Here is a 15,318-nt window from a genome sequence, read left to right as displayed (position 1 = left end):
CTGCCTGCGCCCGCACCGGCGGCATCATCGACGCGCAGGCCGACCTCGCGCAGGTGCAGGCCGCAGCGCATCGAGCGGCCCGGATAGCACGCCCGGTGCCGGCGATGGCCGGCACCGGGCCAGGTGAGGACGCGCGTGGCCGTCCGCGACGGCGGGCGGTCAGGCCGGGCGCTGCAGCGACGGCCCCAGGTCGAGGGTGACGCGGGTGCCGTGGCCGACGCTGGAATCGACCGTCAGGGTCCAGCCCAGGTGATCGCAGATGCGCGCGATCAGCTCCAGGCCGATGCCGCCGCCGTCGCGGCCGCCGCCACGCGCCAGGCGCATGTGGATCGCGCTGATCTCCTCCGGCGACATGCCGTGGCCGGGATCGTCGATCGTGACCACCGCGTCGGCGCGCAGGGTGATCGTGATCGTGCCGCGATCGCTGTTCTCGATCGCGTTGCGCAGCAGGTTGCCTATCGCGGTCTGGACGATGTGGAACGGCGCGACCAGCTCGCAGGCCGGCAGCGGGCCGAGTGCCAGCTCCAGGTCCTTGTCGCGGCACAGGTACCGGTGATCCTCCACGATCACCGGAAGCAACTGGTCCAGCGCGATGTGGTCGCTGACCTCGGCCAGCCGCGCCGGGTCCTTGGCCAGCACCAGCAGCAGCGCGATCAGCCGCTCCACGTCGCGGGCGGTGCCGTGGATGCGCGCCAGCTGGCCGCGGACCGCCGGCGGCAGGCCGGCGCTGGCCCCGGCGATCTCCGCGGCCCCGGCGATGACGGCGATCGGCGTGCGCAGCTCGTGGCTGGCGCTGTTGATGAAGGCCCGCTCGCGCGCGACGAACTGCTCGTTGCGCTGCAGGTAGTCGTTGAGCGCATCGGCGATGATCGCCAGTTCCGCGGTGGCGCCGTCGGGCAGCGGCAGGCGCTGGCCGGTCTGCTGCGGCTGCAGTCCGGCGATGCGTCCGGCCAGTTCGCTGAGCGGCCGGGTCAGCAGGCCCACGCCCCAGGCGACGGCACCGGCCATGACCAGGACCATCGCCAGCGCCGAGGCCAGCAAGGCCCAGCCCAGGTCGTATTCGCGCCGCTCCAGGTCGCCGATGTCGAGCGCCAGGACCAGGCGCTGGCCGTCGACGTCGCGGATCAGCACGACACGCTCGCGTCCTTCCAGCATGAACTCGTCGTGGACGCCCGGTTCCAGCGTGTCGAGCGGCGGCGGGATCGTCGATCCGGCCGGAAAGGTCAGCAGTTCCAGCGTCTGCGTATCGGGCCAGCGGTAGTCCGGATCGGTCGCCCGGCGGTTGAGGAAATGGTCCATCTCCGCATGCAGCAGCGATTCCCAGACCAGGTGCTCGGCGTTCTCGTTGACGAAGAAGCCGTGCACCGCCACGGCGATCGACAGCACCACGGCGTAGGCGATCAGGCCGACGGTGATGCGACGCCTCAATCCCCAGCGCGGCTTCATCGCGTCCGGGCCCGCAGTCTTCTCATGGCGGCGATGATACCGATCCGGCCGCCGCCGGCGCAGCGGCACCGCCGTCAGCCGCCGGCCAGCGCGGGACGGCCGGACGGCCGGCGGCAACCGGCGAACAGGTCCTGCTCCGGCGCGTAGGCCGCGGTGGTGACGTCGAGCAGGCCGAGCACCGAATGGAAGAGGTTGTCGTGGCTGGCCGGCGCCTCGGCGCGCCGGCGCAGGCAGGCCGCGTCGATCCCGTCGTCGGCCAGCCAGGCCGGCGACAGCCAGGCGATCATCGGCACCTGGGTCTGCGTGCGCGGCGCGATCGCGTACGGGACGCCGTGCAGGTACAGCCCGCCCTCGCCGAGCGATTCGCCGTGGTCCGAGACGTAGATCAGCGCAGTCTGGCGCGTGGTGTCGGCGGCCAGCAGCGCGATCGCGCGCGCCAGGAAGCGGTCGGTGTAGAGCAGGGCGTTGTCGTAGGCGTTGACGATCGCCTCGCGCGAGCAGTTGCCGAGCTCGGCGTCCTCGCAGGCCGGCGTGAAGCGGCGCAGGTCCGGCGGATAGCGCCGGTAGTAGCTCGGCCCGTGATTGCCGAGCGGGTGCAGCACCACCACCCGGTCGCCCGGCTGGGCGTCGACCGCCTCGCGCAGGCCCTGCAGCAGCACCTCGTCCAGGCAGCCCTGGGCATCGCAGTAGACGTCGTCGCGCCCGTGCTCGTAGGACTCGAACGGCAGGCCGTCGCAGACGCCCTTGCAGCCGGTCTGGTTGTCGCGCCAGAGCGTGGCGATGCCGGCGTGGTCGAGCACGTGCAGCAGCGACTCGGAGCGCTTGATCCGCTCCTTGTCGTAGTCGCGGCGGCCGTACGGCGAGAACATGCACGGCAGCGAGATCTCGGTGCTGGAGCCGCAGGCGGTGACGTCGGTGAAGTTGACCGGACCGATCCGCGCCAGCTCCGGCGTGGTCTGGCGCGCGTAGCCGTTGAGGCCCCAGTTCTGCGCACGGGCGGTCTCGCCGACCACCAGCACCAGCAGGCGCGGCTTGGCGGTCGCCGGGCGCGCGGCGACGCGGGCATCGGTACCCACCGGGATGCGCGGGCGGTCCTTCGCGGCGGTGTCCTCGGCCAGGACGCGCACCAGCGACACCAGGTAGTTGCCCGGTGTCGCCAGGTGGCGGAGCTCGCGGTGGTTGCGCATCAGTGCCGACAGGCTCTGGAAGGACACCAGCGCGGCGGCGGCGACCGTCGCCAGCGCCGCCGCCAGCACCAGACCGCGCACCAGCAGCGCCCGGCCGAGCGGCCGCTGCCGGATGCGCACGCGCCAGAGCAGCAGCGCCGGCAGCACGCCGAGCACCAGCACGCTGGCGACCAGGCCCGGCGCGATCAGCTCGCGCGATTCCTTGCCGTCGGTATGCAGGATCGTGCGCACCATGTCGGGGTCGAGGTAGACGGTGTAGGCGCGCATGTAGTAGACCGCCATCGCGGTCACGACCAGCAGCACGGTCAGCACCGGCTTGGCGGTGCGGCGGGTCAGCAGCAGGCCGAGCAGGAACACGTTCGCGGCGGTCAGCATCACGAACAGGCAGATCGCCGTCAGCGCGCCGGCGCCGTCCAGGCTGCCGGTATCGCCGACCGCGGCCCAGAACCGGCCGTTGCAGAACAGCGAGAAGTACACGGCGGCGATCAGCGCCAGGGTCTCGCTGGCCAGTTCCGGCCGCCATGCGGCCCATGCCGCCAGCCGCTCGGCCAGCCGGTGCGGACCGCCCGCGTGGACGACCGCGCTCATCGTGCGGGCTCTACGTCCGTGACGCCGCGGACCAGGACCGCGTAGCCGGCCAGCGCGACCAGCCAGCAGATCGCCAGGGTCCACAGGTCGTGCGAGAGGAAATGCGCGCCGCGCAGCTGCTGGCCGATGCCGAACACGGCGCCGAGGCCGAGGCCGGCCGCCAGGCCGGCCCAGCGCCAGGCCGGCCGCGTCGCGCGCAGGAAGAAATACAGCGCCACCCAGGCATAGCCGGCGCTGGCGTGCCCGGCCGGGAAGCAGATCCCGCGCGGCAGGCCGGCCGGACGCAGTGCGAACAGGCCGGTCAGCGGGCGCTCGCCGCCGTAGCGCACCAGGTCCCAGGGGCAGTCCACGTTGGTCCACGACTTGGTCCAGGCGACCAGCAGCGTCGCCGTCAGCGTGGCCAGCGCGAGGTAGCCCAGCGGCCGGCGCCAGCGGCGCAGGCGCGGGCGGATCGTCGCGGTCAGCCAGGCCGCCGCCGCCGCGAGCCACAGCGCGGTGCTCGCCTGCTTGCCGAAGTCGTGGATCAGCGTGGCGGTGACCGGATGCGACTTCAGCGACCAGGCATGGCCTTCCCAGGCGTACAGCCGGTCGGCCAGCCACTGGTCGCCGCCGAACGTGCGCAAGACCAGCGTCGCCAGCACCAGGGCCAGCAGCGGCCAGGCCAGGTGCCGCAGCAGGAACCCGGGTACCGCGGCCGGCATGCCGGAACGCGGGAGGGGAAGCGCCGGGGTGGAGAGCGGGTCGATCACGGGCACGGGCGGGTCGCACGCCGGCAGTGGCGCGACGGGATCATCGGCGGCGCGACGTCGGAGCGCGGTCGGAGCCGTGTTGCCGCAGCGTTAGCGCGTACCGGGGAGGCTGAACCGGGTGCGAAGGCCGCCGCGGCGATCCGGGCCGGCCGGGGCGGCCGCCCGGCCCAGGGCCACCATGCGCCGCGCGACGAGCCTTCGCACCGGCGCGACGCCTCCCCGTTCGAGGTCCGGTCCGGGCGCTGTGCCAGAATCGACGGCATTCCGACCCGGCTCCGACGGCGGCGGCACCAGACTGCCGGCCGCCGCGCCGCAGGGTCGCCGGAGCACCGCATGCGCCTCCTGGTCATCGAAGACAACCGCAACCTGGTCGCCAACCTCTTCGAGTACTTCGAGGCGCGCGGCCACACGCTGGACGCCGCGCCGGACGGACCGACCGGCTTCCACCTGGCCAGCACCCAGCCCTACGACGCCATCGTGCTCGACTGGATGCTGCCGCGCCTGGACGGCCGTCAGGTGCTGCAGGCGCTGCGCGAGCAGCGCGGGCTGGACACGCCGGTGCTGATGCTGACGGCGCGCGACGAACTGCCCGACAAGATCGCCGGCTTCCGCGCCGGCGCCGACGACTACCTGACCAAGCCGTTCGCGCTGCCGGAGCTGGAAGTACGCCTGGAGGCGCTGGTCGCGCGCGTGCAGGGCCGCGGCCGCAGCCGCGTGCTGCAGGTGGCCGACCTGCGCCTGGACCTGACCACGCTGGAGGTGTTCCGCGGCGGCCGCGCGCTGCACCTGTACCCGGCCTGCCGCAAGCTGCTGGAGGTGCTGATGCAGGCCAGTCCCGCGGCGGTCACGCGCGAGCGGCTCGAACAGGCGCTGTGGGGCGACTCGCCGCCCGACGGCGACATGCTGCGCTCGCACGTCTACGACCTGCGCCGCAGCGTCGACGGGCCGTTCCCGGTCAAGCTGATCCACACGCTGCCGCGGGTCGGCTATCGGCTGGCCGAGCTCGCTCCCGGGACCGACGCGCCCGGCTGAGCGGGTGCCGCCGTCAGCGCGGGCGGACGGTTTCGGGCGCGGGCGGCGTTCCGGGCGTATCCCAGGCCTCGTCGGCGCCGCGGCTGCGCGCCAGCACGCGGATGCCGACGCCGTCGCGGCGCTCGATCAGGCTGGTGAACGCGAACGGGACCTCGTCGAGCACGATCTGGCCGCGCGCCAGGAAGTAGCTGCTTTCGACGCCGAGCAGGCGCTGCGTCGGCGGATCGAGCGCGACGCCGGTGCCACGCAGGAAGTCGCCGAACGCGGCCACGTCGTTCCATCGCGCCTGGCCGCCGTTCCAGGCACGCTCGGCCACGCCCTGGGTGATCGTCTCGGCCAGCGCCATCAGCACCGGCACGCCGGCGGTGTTGACGTTGATCCGCGAGCCGGCCGGCACCGCGCAGACGTACGGCGCCAGCCGCGCCTGGACCTCGCCGGCGACACCGCGCACCAGCCGCAGCTCCGAGGCATGGGCGAAGGCCCGGCGGGCCGGCCGGTACGGCACCGGCTGGGCCAGGTAGTAGCCCTCGTCGTTGCCGGCCTGGCTGCCGAGCCAGGCGGTGACCGCGTCGGCGATCGCCGGATCGGCGCCGCGCACCGACAGCAGGCGCCGGAACACGCGCTGCCAGGCGGCCAGGTCCGGCCGGTCCGGCGCCAGGTTGTTGAGGTTGAAACAGCCGTTGAGGTCGCGCAGGCGCGCGCTGATGAGCCCGCCCGGCACCGGCTGCGCCGGCAGCGGCGTGTTCCAGACGCTGGCGTTGTGGTCGATGCGGCCGCCTTCGCTGCGCGTACGCAGCAGTACCTGCGCGGCATAGGCTTCCAGGCCTTCGGCATAGGCCTGGGCCTGCTCGCCGCGCAGCACGTTGCGGGTGCGCGCCAGCGCCAGCTCGCCGCGGTCGAGCAGGCCGGCGAGCAGGATCACCGCCAGCGCGACCACCAGCAGGGCGACGATCAGCGCGACGCCGCGCTGGCCGCGCGGCGACGGCGGGCATGCGCGTGGGTGGCGCGCGCTCATGGCTGCTCCGGTGCCGGGCCGCCGGTCGCGTCCGGCGCCAGCGGCGGCAGGGTCGAGGGCAGCGCCAGGATGCGGCGCAGCTCGCCGAGGTCGGTCAGCGTCAGGCGCAGCTCCACCGCCCGCGGCAAGGTGGCCGGGTCGGCGCCGTCCGGCGGCCAGGCTTCGCGCCAGGCGCCGTCGCCACCCAGGTAGCGCAGCCGCAACGAGCGCACCCGGTCGAACCGGTCGCGCGTCGCCGGCACCGTCGACGGCGCCCGGTCGAGCACGGCGTAGCGGCCCTGCTGCAACGTCTCGCCGTCCAGTGCCCAGACCACGCGTTCGAGGTTGCTGCGCGTTTCGGCCAGCGGGTTGGCGAAGCCGAGTCGCGTCAGCTCGACGTGCTCGGGCGTGCCGACCAGGGCCGGGCGCAGCTCGCCGTAGGTGCCGCGTACCGGCCGCGCGATCGCCTGGCGCAGGTCGCGCGCGAGGTCCGACACGCCGCGCACGACGTCGGTGAAACGGTCCTGCTCGGCGGCCAGCGTGCCGCGCACCTGGGCGATCCGGTCGAGCGCACCGTAGGCGATCGCGGCGACGGCGGCGAAGACCGCGAGCGCGACCAGCAGCTCGACCAGGGTGAAACCGCGCAGCGCGCGCCGGCTCACGGCTGCGGTTCCAGGCCGGAGAAGCCGGCCAGTGTCGCCGAGGCGGCATCGGCATCGGCGGCGTACACGCTGACGTCGATCCGGCGGATCGCCGGATCCGGCGTGGCCTGCACGTCCACGGTCCAGCGCCAGTCGCGGTCGGCATAGCGCACCCGGCCGTCGCGCCGGCCGGTCGGCGGCAACGGCGTGGCCAGCCGCGTCTCGGTCAGGACGTCGGCGGCGATCCAGCCGGCCAGCGTGCGCTCGCGCAGCGCGCCGAAGGTCTCCACCTGCAGTGCGGCCGTGCGCGTCAGCGCGAGCAGCGCCAGCGCGACCACGGTCAGCGCGATCAGGACTTCCAGCAGCGTGAAGCCGCGTGCGCGCCGTTTCATCGCGGCGCCACCGCATCGACCCGCAGGCGGCCGTCGCCCTCGCCGCGCACGCGCCGCGCTTCCTCGGCGTCGCCCAGGCGCAGCACCAGGTCGAACGGCGTCAGCTCGCCCGAGGCGAAGCACACCAGTTGCGGCCGGTCGGCGGCCTCGGCGATGCGGACCGGCCGGCCGTCGCGGCTGAGGCGCGCCTCCAGGCCTTCGGGCCAGTCGCGCGCGCGCAGCTCGCCGTCGGCCGGCAGCGGCCGCCAGCCGTCGCCGTCGAAGCGGCTGAAGCCGTAGCCGCGCGCCAGCAGGGCGATGCCGACGTCGCGCCCGCTCAGTTCGGCATGGGCGCAGGCGTGCGCGGCCAGGGCGGCGAAGCGGTCGGCCTCGCGCGCCAGGCGGCGTTCGGCGGGACGGCCGATCGCCAGCGTGACGGCGAGTGCGAGCACGCCGACGATGACCACGACGACCAGCACCTCGACCAGCGTGAAGCCGGCGCCGGGCGCCGGGCGCGGCACGCGGGAAGCGCGGCGGCCCTCGTCCATCGCGCGGCGCGGGCCGTGCGCTCAGTTGTCCCAGTTGCCGACGTCGGCCGCTTCGCCGTCGCCGCCGGCACGGCCGTCCGCGCCGAGGCTGAAGACGTCGACCGCGCCGTGCTGGCCCGGCATCTGGTACTGGTAGGCGCGGCCCCACGGGTCCTTCGGCATCTGGTTGAGGTACGGGCCCTTCCAGTTGGGTGCCTCGGGCTGGCCGGACGGCCGCGCGACCAGCGCTTCGAGCCCCTGCGCCGCGCTCGGGTAGGTGAAGTTGTCGAGCTTGTAGAGATTGAGCGCGGTGACGATGCCCTGGATGTCCTGGCGCGCCCGCGTGACGCGGGCCTCGCCGGGCCGGTCCATGAACTGCGGCACCACGATCGCCGCGAGGATGCCGATGATCACGACGACGACGATGATCTCCAGCAGCGTGAAGCCGCGTGGCCGGCGGAAGGCGCGACGGGACGTGGGCAGGCGCATGGTCGACCCCTTGTGCGGATGCGAAGTGGCGCCGATCATAGCAAGCCATGTCCGTTTCCCGCTCCGCCGCGCTCGCCGCGCGCGATCTCGCCGTCGTCTGGCACCCTTGCACGCAGATGCACGACCACGAAACCCTGCCGATGCTGCCGGTCGAGCGTGCCGAAGGCGTCTGGCTGCACGGCTACGACGGCGAGCGCTGGATCGACGCGGTCAGCTCGTGGTGGACCAATGTGCTCGGCCACCGCCATCCGCGCATCGTCGCCGCGCTCAAGGACCAGCTCGACCGGCTCGACCACGTGATGCTGGCCGGCTTCACGCATGCGCCGGCGGTGGAACTGGCCGAGGCACTGGTCAGCGTCGCGCCGCCGGGCCTGGCGCGGGTGTTCTACGCCGACAACGGCTCCAGCGCGATCGAGGTCGCGCTCAAGCTGTCGTTCCACTACTGGCGCAACCTCGGCCGCGGCACGCGCACGCGCTTCGTCGCGCTGACCGGCAGCTACCACGGCGAGACGCTCGGCGCGCTGTCGGTCACCGACGTGGCGCTGTACCGGCGCACCTACGCGCCGCTGCTGCTGGAGCCGTTCCTGGTCGCGCCGCCGGACGGCCCGTCGCGCCGGCCCGGCGAGACCGTCGAGGGCCAGGTGGCACGCAGCCTGGCCGAGCTGCGCGAGTTGCTCCAGGCACAGGCCGACGTGGTCTGCGCCGTCATCGTCGAGCCGCTGGTGCAGTGCGCCGGCGGCATGCGCATGTACCCGCCGGCCTACCTCGCCGGCCTGCGCGCGCTCTGCGACGAATTCGACGTGCACCTGATCGCCGACGAGATCGCGACCGGCTTCGGCCGCACCGGCACCCTGTTCGCCTGCGAGCAGGCCGGTATCGCGCCGGACCTGATGTGCGTCTCCAAGGGCCTGACCGGCGGCACGCTGCCGCTGGCCGCCGTGCTGTGCACGGCCGACATCTACGCGGCGTTCTACGCCGACTACGCCAGCGGCAAGGCGTTCCTGCACTCGCACAGCTACACCGGCAACCCGCTGGCCTGCCGCGCCGCCTGCGCCACCCTGGCGATCTTCCGCGACGAGCCGGTGCTGGCGCGCAACCGCGACCTGGCCGCACACCTGGCCGCCCGGCTGGCCGGGCTGGCCGATCATCCGCACATCGCCGACGTGCGCCAGACCGGCATGATCGCCGCCTTCGACCTGGTGCGCGACCGCGCGCGCGGCCTCCGCTTCGCCGCCGCCGAGCGGCGCGGCCTGCGCGTCTACCGCCACGCGCTGGAGCACGGCGTGCTGCTGCGCCCGCTCGGCGACGTGGTGTACTTCATGCCGCCGTACGTCATCACGCCCGAGCAGATCGACCATATGGTCGCGGTCGCGGTCGCCGGCGTGGAGCGCGCGGCCGCCGATTGAGCGCGGCCGGCTACAGGCTGCGGGTCAGGAAGCGGCTGTACGGATCGGCCGGGTAGTCGGCGAACGGCGCGTCGTCGGCGAAGCCGAAGCGCAGGTACAGCGCGTGCGCCGGCGCGAACGCCGGGCCCGAGCCGGTCTCGAGACTGAGCCGGCGATAGCCGCGGCGGCGCGCTTCGGCGAGCAGGTGCTCGAGCAGGCGCGCGGCGACGCCGCGCCGGCGATAGGCGTCGACGGTCCGCATCGACTTGATCTCGCCGTGGTCGGGAGCGAGCGCCTTGAGCGCGCCGCAGCCGGCGAGGTGGTCGCCGTCCCAGACGCTCCAGAACGCGATCGGCGCGGCGCGCAGCGCGGCGGCGTCCACGTCGAGCGCGTGCACGCTCTGCGGCGGCGAGTGCCGGGCGAGGTCGGCGCGGTGCGCGCGCAGCAACGCGACGACGCGCGGGTCGGACAGGTCGTCGGGGCGGATGTCCATGCGGGCGGGGCGTTGTCGGCGGCCGGGGGCGCGCGCAGCATAGCCGGTACGCGGCGGTGCGGCTGTGAGATTTTCCGCTGTGCCGCGAATCACTCCTCGACCCTCTTCGCAGCCGAGCGCCCGTGTCCGCCACGCACGCCACCGTTTCCGTCCCCGCCGACTTCACCGGCCTGGTCGACGCGCACCGCGGCATCCTGTTCAAGGTCGCGGCCAGCTACGGCCGCAGCGCCGAGGACCGTGCCGACCTGGTCCAGGACATCACGCTGCAGCTGTGGCGTGCCTGGCCCGGCTACGACCGCGGCCGGCCGTTCGCGACCTGGATGTACCGCATCGCGCTGAACGTGGCGATCTCGCAGCAGCGGCGCGAGCGCCCGCTGGACGCGCACGACCCGCTCGGGGACGAGCACGCCGACCTCGTCGGCCTGGCCGACGTCGATGCCGAGGACCGCGAGCGCCTGGCGCTGGTCCGCCGCGCGATGCACGCGCTCGGCGCACTCGATCGCGCCCTGTTGTTGCTGCACCTGGACGGCTGCGGCCATCGCGAGGTCGGTGAGGTGCTCGGCATCAGCGAAGGCAACGTCGCGACCCGGCTCGGTCGCATCAAGCAGCACCTGCGCCGGCAGACCGGCGCGGCATCCCGGTCCGAAGGAGACCCGACATGAACTTCGAAGAACTCGAGCACGCCTGGCGCGGCCTCGGCGAGCGGCTCGACCGCTGCCAGCTGTCGATCGACCGTCAGCGTCGCCGCGATGCGCTCGGCGCGGCGCGGGCGCGGCTGCGGCTGGTGTCGCTGGGCCAGATCGTGCAGCTGGCGGCCGGCCTGGTGATCGTGCTCACGGCCGGCAGCTACTGGTTCGACCGGCTCGGTCAGCCGCATCTGGCGGTCTACGGCATCGCGATCCATCTCTACGGCGTGGGGCTGCTGATCGCGGCCGGCGCGCAGCTCGCCCGGCTCGCGCGGATCGACTATCGCGCGCCCGTGCTGGCGGTGCAGCGCGAGCTGCTGGCGCTGCGGCGCCTGCGCGTGAACTGCGACCGCTGGCTGCTGATCGCCGGCTTCCTGGTCTGGGTGCCGTTCGTGTTCGCGCTGCTCGCCGCGGCCGGCCTCGACGTCTGGCTGAGCCGTCCGGCCGTGGTCGTCTGGAACCTCGCCGCCGGCGTCGCGCTCGCGGCGCTGGCCGGCTGGCTGACGGTCCGCTTCCGGGCGACGTTCGAGCGTGATGCGGCCGGCCGCAGCCTGCGCGAGGCGCAGGCCGACCTCGCCGAGTTCGAAGGCGCTGACTGAGATGCCAGCGGCTCGGCGATTTTCGTACACTTCCCGCCGTCATGCGCATTCCCCGTGTCTACGTCGCCGCCACCCTGGTCAGCGGCCGTGAAATCGATCTGCCGGTCCAGGCCGGCGAGCACCTGATCCGCGTGCTGCGCCTGGATCGCGGCCACCCGCTGGTGCTGTTCAACGGCGACGGCGCCGAGTACGCCGGCGAGATCGTCTCGCTGGCCAAGCGCAGCGTCACCGCCCGCATCGGCGACAGCCGGCCGCTGGCCGATCGCGAGAGTCCGCTGCAGCTGGTGCTGGCGCAGGGCATCGCGCGCGGCGAGAAGATGGACTGGATCCTGCAGAAGGCGACCGAGCTGGGTGTCGGCCGCATCGTGCCGCTGATCACCGAACGCACCGAGGTGCGGCTGGACGCCGAGCGCGCCGAACGGCGCCTGGCCCATTGGCAGGCCGTGCTGGCCGGCGCCTGCGAACAGTCCGGCCGCAATCGCCTGCCGCTGCTCGACGCGCCGGTCAAGCTGGCCCACTGGGCGGCCGCGCTCGGCGCCGAGGCCGGCCGGCGCCTGGCGCTGGACCCGGACGGCGCGGTGCGGCCCGCCGACCTGACCGCGCTCAGCGCGGCCACCGTCGTGGTCGGTCCGGAAGGCGGCCTGTCCGACCAGGACCTGGCGACGCTGGGCCAGGCCGGCTTCGAGGGCCTGCGGCTCGGGCCGCGGATCCTGCGCACCGAGACCGCCGGCCTCGCCGCCATCGCCGCGCTGCAGGCCTTGCACGGCGATTTCTAGCTTGATGCCGCGAAAGCGGCCTCCTGCCGCTTCCCCGGTCGAGCGACGCGAGCGCAGCTCGCGTACCCCCTCCGGGCCTCGACCGCTGCGCGTTCGCGGCCCGAGCGGGCCATCCATGGCCCGCACCGCAGCCCGCGTCTCGGCTGCCTGCGGGCCGATGCCGTGAAAGCGGCTTCCTGCCGCTTTCCTGATCGAGCGACGCAAGCCAAGCTCGCGTACGCCCTCCGGGCCTCGACCGCTGCGCGTTCGCGGCCCGAGCGGGCCATCCATGGCCCGCACCGCAGCCCGCGTCTCGGCGGCCTGTGGGCCGATGCCGTGAAAGCGGTCTCCTGCTGCTTTCGCGGTCGAGCGACGCGAGCCAGGCTCGCGCATGCCCTCCGGGCCTCGACCGCCGGCAGGGCCGGCGCGCGCGCCGGATGCCGCGGTTCGTTCTGCCTGCATTGCGGCGCCGTCCGCCGGCGCGCGACTATGGCGGAACCCCGCGCCGATGCGACAATCGGCGTTTCGCGCGCACCTGTGGACCCGGCATGCAGGACACCACCCAACGCCTCGCCAACGCCCGCGATCGGCAGATCAAGCCGATCGACGCCGATGCCATCCCGCTCACCGTCAACGGCAAGCCGTACTTCCACGGCGGCGACCCGGAGATGCCGCTGGTCTGGTTCCTGCGCGACGTGCTGCGCCTGACCGGCACCAAGGCCGGCGGCTGTGGTGACGGCGGCGACTGCGGTGGCATCTGCACGCTGCTGGTGGAAGGCCGCGCCGTGCGCGCCTGCCGCACGCCGATGAAGCAGCTGGCCGGCAAGCGCGTGGTGACGATCGAGGGCCTCCAGGAAGGTGCGCTGCACCCGGTCCAGCAGGCCTGGATCGAGGAGGACGTCTCGCCGACCGGCTATGCGCAGCCGGCCGCGATCATGGCCGCGGTGGGGCTGCTGATGCGCAACCATCGCCCCGGCGAGGAGGACCTCGCGCGGATCGCGGTGCTGTGCCGCGACGGCTCCTATCCGCGGATGCGCAAGGCGATCCTGCGTGCGGCCGAGCTGATGCGGGCGGCCGACGCATGAGCGCGTCCGATCGTTCGAAGACGGCCGATCCTTCGCGGCGGCGCTTCCTCGGCGTGGCGCTCGGCGTCGGCGGCGCCCTGCTGGTCGGTTTCCGGTCGGCGCAGGCGGCGCAGTTCCCCGAGGATTTCCCGACCGAGCTGCTCGGCGACGACCTGACCGCGCTCGGGCCCTTCGTGCGCATCGAGCGCGACAACCGCGTGGTGATCGGTGCGTCCGGCTGCGACGTCGGCCAGGGCGTGACCACCTCGCTGCCGATGCTGATCGCCGAGGAACTGGACGTGGACTGGCAGCAGGTGCGCGTGCTGCAGCTGCCGTATGGCTACGGCGGCACCGGCGCGGACGCGTCGAACCGCTACGGCCGGCAGGGCGGCGCCGAGCCCGGCCGTGTCGACGAGGAACGGACCGACCTGCGCCAGGCCGGCGCCACCGCGCGCTGGCTGCTGGTAGCCGCCGCTGCCGAGGAGTGGAAGCTGCCGGCGGACGGGCTGCGCACCGCGTCGGGGCAGGTGATCGCACCGGACGGCCGGCGCCTGAGCTACGGGGCGCTGGCGCGCAGCGCGGCCACGCTGACGCCGCCGGCCGATCCGGTGCCGCTCAAGCCGGCCGACCGCTTCGGCATCATCGGCCGGCCCACGCGCATCGTCGATGCGCAGGACCTGGTCACCGGCCGCACGCGCTACGGCAGCGACGCCTATCGCGCCGGCGCGCTGTTCGCGGTGGTGCTGCGCTGCCCGTACCGCGACGGCGCCATCGACCAGGTCGACGACACGGCGGCCCGCAAGGTCGCCGGCGTGCGCGAGGTCATCACCTTCGAGGGACCGCCGGCCGACGAGCCGCTCGACGGCCACCAGGCCGCCGGCGTGGCCGTGCTGGCCGACTCGACCTGGGCGGCGCTGCAAGGCCGCGAGCGCCTGGCGGTGACCTGGAAACGCGGCCCGTGGGCCGAGGAATCGAGCGCCGCGCTCACCGCCCAGGCGCACGCCGCGCTCGACAGCGGCGAGGGCGCGCTGGAGCTGCGCCGCGACGGCGACCTCGTGCGCGCGCGCCGCCAGGCGCTGCGCCTGGTCGAGGCGCGCTACGAGCTGCCGTTCCTCGCCCATGCCGTGGACGAGCCGCCCGGCGCCTTGATCGAGCTCAAGCAGGACCGCGCGCTGCTGATCGCCTCGCTGGAGAATCCGGACGAGGCCTCGGTGATCGTCAGCCGCCTGACCGGCCTGCCGCGCAGCGCGGTCGAGATCCGCCTGACCCGCGCCGGCGGCAGCTACGGGCGCCGCCTGCGCAACGACTTCGTGGCCGAGGCGGTGCTGATCGCCAAGGCGGCCGGCAAGCCGGTCAAGCTGGTCTGGACCCGCCAGGACGACCTGCGCCACGACTTCTATCGTCCGCTCGGCGTGCACCAGCTGGCCGCGACGCTCGATCGGCGCGCACGCATCACCGGCTGGTCGCACCGCTGCGCGGCGACGCCGCGCAGCTATCGCGACCGGCACCTGGCCGGCCAGCCGATCTGGACCGGCTGCCTGGAACCGGACAGCTTCCCGGCCGGACTCGTCGAGCATTTCGAGAAGACCTTCCAGCCGGTCACTGCCGGCCTGCCGCGCGGGGATTTCCCGGGCGGCGCGCACACCTTCAGCGCGTTCGCCGAGCAGTGCTTCCTCGACGAGATCGCGGTGGCCACCAAGCAGGATGCGGTCGCGCTGCGCCTGGCCCTGCTCGGCGAGCCGCGGACGTTGCCGTACCGCGGCGCCGGCGGCCCGACGTTCGACACCGGCCGCATGGCGCACGTGCTGCAGGCCTGCGCGACGCGCCTGGGCTGGGGCGTGCGCCGCAGCGACGGCCATGGCCTGGGCATCGCCTGCCACTTCACCGACGGCGGCTACGTCGCGCAGGGCATGGAGGTGTCGGTCGAGGGCGACGCGCTGGTCATCCATCGCGCGCTGTGCGTGGCCGACATCGGCCGCCTGGTCAACCCGCTCAACACCGAGTCGCAGCTCTCCGCGGCGATGCTCAATGGCATCTCCTGCGCGCTCGACCAGGCGATCACGGTCAAGGACGGCCAGGTCCAGCAGAAGGACTTCGGCGACTACGCCTTGCTGGCCGCCGCGCAGGCGCCGCGCCAGGTCGAGGTGGTGATCGTCCCGTCCGACGCGGCGCCGGCACCGGCCGCCGATGCCGCCACCGCACCGGCGGCACCCGCGCTGGCCAACGCGATCCATGCCGCGACCACGGTGCGCATCCGCAAGCTGCCGCTGCGGCCGGAGCTGATGCGGATGCTGTAGCCCGCCCGCATCGTG

Annotated in this window: 16 protein-coding genes; 7 read left to right on the top strand and 9 right to left on the bottom strand. The window is 73.9% G+C overall.

Annotated features, from left to right (window positions below):
- Positions 1 to 159 precede the first annotated feature (159 nt).
- The 3 genes from I596_RS12925 to I596_RS12915 form a co-directional block, all read right to left on the bottom strand.
- A complete protein-coding gene (locus I596_RS12925; RefSeq protein WP_067651932.1) occupies positions 160 to 1,446 on the bottom strand; it encodes a sensor histidine kinase in 1,287 nt (428 codons plus the stop codon).
- Between the two features lie 74 nt (positions 1,447 to 1,520).
- The gene (locus I596_RS12920) at positions 1,521 to 3,221 is read right to left on the bottom strand and encodes a phosphoethanolamine transferase (protein ID WP_083965560.1); all 1,701 of its coding nucleotides are present in this window, start codon (positions 3,219 to 3,221) and stop codon (positions 1,521 to 1,523) included.
- A complete protein-coding gene (locus I596_RS12915; protein WP_067648659.1) occupies positions 3,218 to 3,922 on the bottom strand; it encodes a phosphatase PAP2 family protein in 705 nt (234 codons plus the stop codon). Before I596_RS12915 ends, I596_RS12920 begins: the two co-directional genes overlap by 4 nt.
- A 381-nt stretch (positions 3,923 to 4,303) precedes the next feature.
- Between I596_RS12915 and I596_RS12910 the strand changes: the two genes are divergently transcribed.
- Positions 4,304 to 5,002: a response regulator transcription factor gene (locus tag I596_RS12910; RefSeq protein ID WP_067648656.1), complete on the top strand. Its 699-nt coding sequence runs from the start codon at positions 4,304 to 4,306 to the stop codon at positions 5,000 to 5,002.
- A 13-nt stretch (positions 5,003 to 5,015) separates the two neighbouring features.
- Here the strand turns inward: I596_RS12910 and gspK are convergent, their stop codons facing one another.
- The 5 genes from gspK to gspG are packed head-to-tail and all read right to left on the bottom strand — an operon-like array spanning position 5,016 to position 8,024.
- Positions 5,016 to 6,017 carry a type II secretion system minor pseudopilin GspK gene (gene gspK / locus I596_RS12905; protein ID WP_067648653.1) on the bottom strand — a complete coding sequence of 334 codons (1,002 nt, stop codon included), beginning with the start codon at positions 6,015 to 6,017 and terminating at the stop codon, positions 5,016 to 5,018.
- Positions 6,014 to 6,658 (bottom strand): type II secretion system minor pseudopilin GspJ, encoded by a 645-nt coding sequence (gspJ, locus tag I596_RS12900; RefSeq protein WP_190278906.1) that lies wholly within the window; start codon positions 6,656 to 6,658, stop codon positions 6,014 to 6,016. The genes gspK and gspJ overlap by 4 nt, the downstream gene beginning before the upstream one ends.
- Entirely contained in the window at positions 6,655 to 7,029 is a 375-nt protein-coding gene (gspI, locus tag I596_RS12895; protein WP_067648650.1) for a type II secretion system minor pseudopilin GspI, read from the bottom strand. Before gspI ends, gspJ begins: the two co-directional genes overlap by 4 nt.
- A complete protein-coding gene (gene gspH / locus I596_RS12890; RefSeq protein ID WP_083965559.1) occupies positions 7,026 to 7,556 on the bottom strand; it encodes a type II secretion system minor pseudopilin GspH in 531 nt (176 codons plus the stop codon). The genes gspI and gspH overlap by 4 nt, the downstream gene beginning before the upstream one ends.
- Positions 7,557 to 7,577: 21 nt before the next feature.
- A complete protein-coding gene (gene gspG, locus I596_RS12885; RefSeq protein ID WP_067651924.1) occupies positions 7,578 to 8,024 on the bottom strand; it encodes a type II secretion system major pseudopilin GspG in 447 nt (148 codons plus the stop codon).
- 47 nt (positions 8,025 to 8,071) lie between these two features.
- Between gspG and I596_RS12880 the strand changes: the two genes are divergently transcribed.
- Positions 8,072 to 9,430: an adenosylmethionine--8-amino-7-oxononanoate transaminase gene (locus I596_RS12880; RefSeq protein ID WP_067648644.1), complete on the top strand. Its 1,359-nt coding sequence runs from the start codon at positions 8,072 to 8,074 to the stop codon at positions 9,428 to 9,430.
- A gap of 10 nt (positions 9,431 to 9,440) precedes the next feature.
- Here I596_RS12880 and I596_RS12875 read toward each other — a convergent pair whose 3' ends face one another.
- On the bottom strand, positions 9,441 to 9,902 hold the full coding sequence (locus I596_RS12875) for a GNAT family N-acetyltransferase (RefSeq protein ID WP_067648641.1): 462 nt from the start codon (positions 9,900 to 9,902) through the stop codon (positions 9,441 to 9,443).
- 122 nt (positions 9,903 to 10,024) lie between these two features.
- On the opposite strand from I596_RS12875, the gene I596_RS12870 reads away from it, so the two are divergent.
- The 5 genes from I596_RS12870 (at position 10,025) to I596_RS12850 (ending at position 15,303) form a co-directional block, all read left to right on the top strand.
- A complete protein-coding gene (locus I596_RS12870; protein ID WP_067648638.1) occupies positions 10,025 to 10,564 on the top strand; it encodes an RNA polymerase sigma factor in 540 nt (179 codons plus the stop codon).
- On the top strand, positions 10,561 to 11,187 hold the full coding sequence (locus tag I596_RS12865) for a hypothetical protein (protein WP_067648635.1): 627 nt from the start codon (positions 10,561 to 10,563) through the stop codon (positions 11,185 to 11,187). The genes I596_RS12870 and I596_RS12865 overlap by 4 nt, the downstream gene beginning before the upstream one ends.
- A gap of 41 nt (positions 11,188 to 11,228) precedes the next feature.
- Positions 11,229 to 11,963 carry a 16S rRNA (uracil(1498)-N(3))-methyltransferase gene (locus tag I596_RS12860; RefSeq protein ID WP_067648632.1) on the top strand — a complete coding sequence of 245 codons (735 nt, stop codon included), beginning with the start codon at positions 11,229 to 11,231 and terminating at the stop codon, positions 11,961 to 11,963.
- A 527-nt stretch (positions 11,964 to 12,490) separates the two neighbouring features.
- Positions 12,491 to 13,027: a (2Fe-2S)-binding protein gene (locus I596_RS12855; RefSeq protein ID WP_083965558.1), complete on the top strand. Its 537-nt coding sequence runs from the start codon at positions 12,491 to 12,493 to the stop codon at positions 13,025 to 13,027.
- Positions 13,024 to 15,303, top strand: coding sequence for a xanthine dehydrogenase family protein molybdopterin-binding subunit (locus I596_RS12850; RefSeq protein ID WP_067648629.1), 2,280 nt, complete (start codon positions 13,024 to 13,026; stop codon positions 15,301 to 15,303). The genes I596_RS12855 and I596_RS12850 overlap by 4 nt, the downstream gene beginning before the upstream one ends.
- Positions 15,304 to 15,318: the final 15 nt, after the last annotated feature.

This window comes from Dokdonella koreensis DS-123 (assembly GCF_001632775.1).
Lineage (GTDB): Bacteria > Pseudomonadota > Gammaproteobacteria > Xanthomonadales > Rhodanobacteraceae > Dokdonella > Dokdonella koreensis.
The sequence above is the reverse complement of the archived record's forward strand: the minus strand, read 5'-3'. Positions and strand labels throughout refer to the sequence as shown.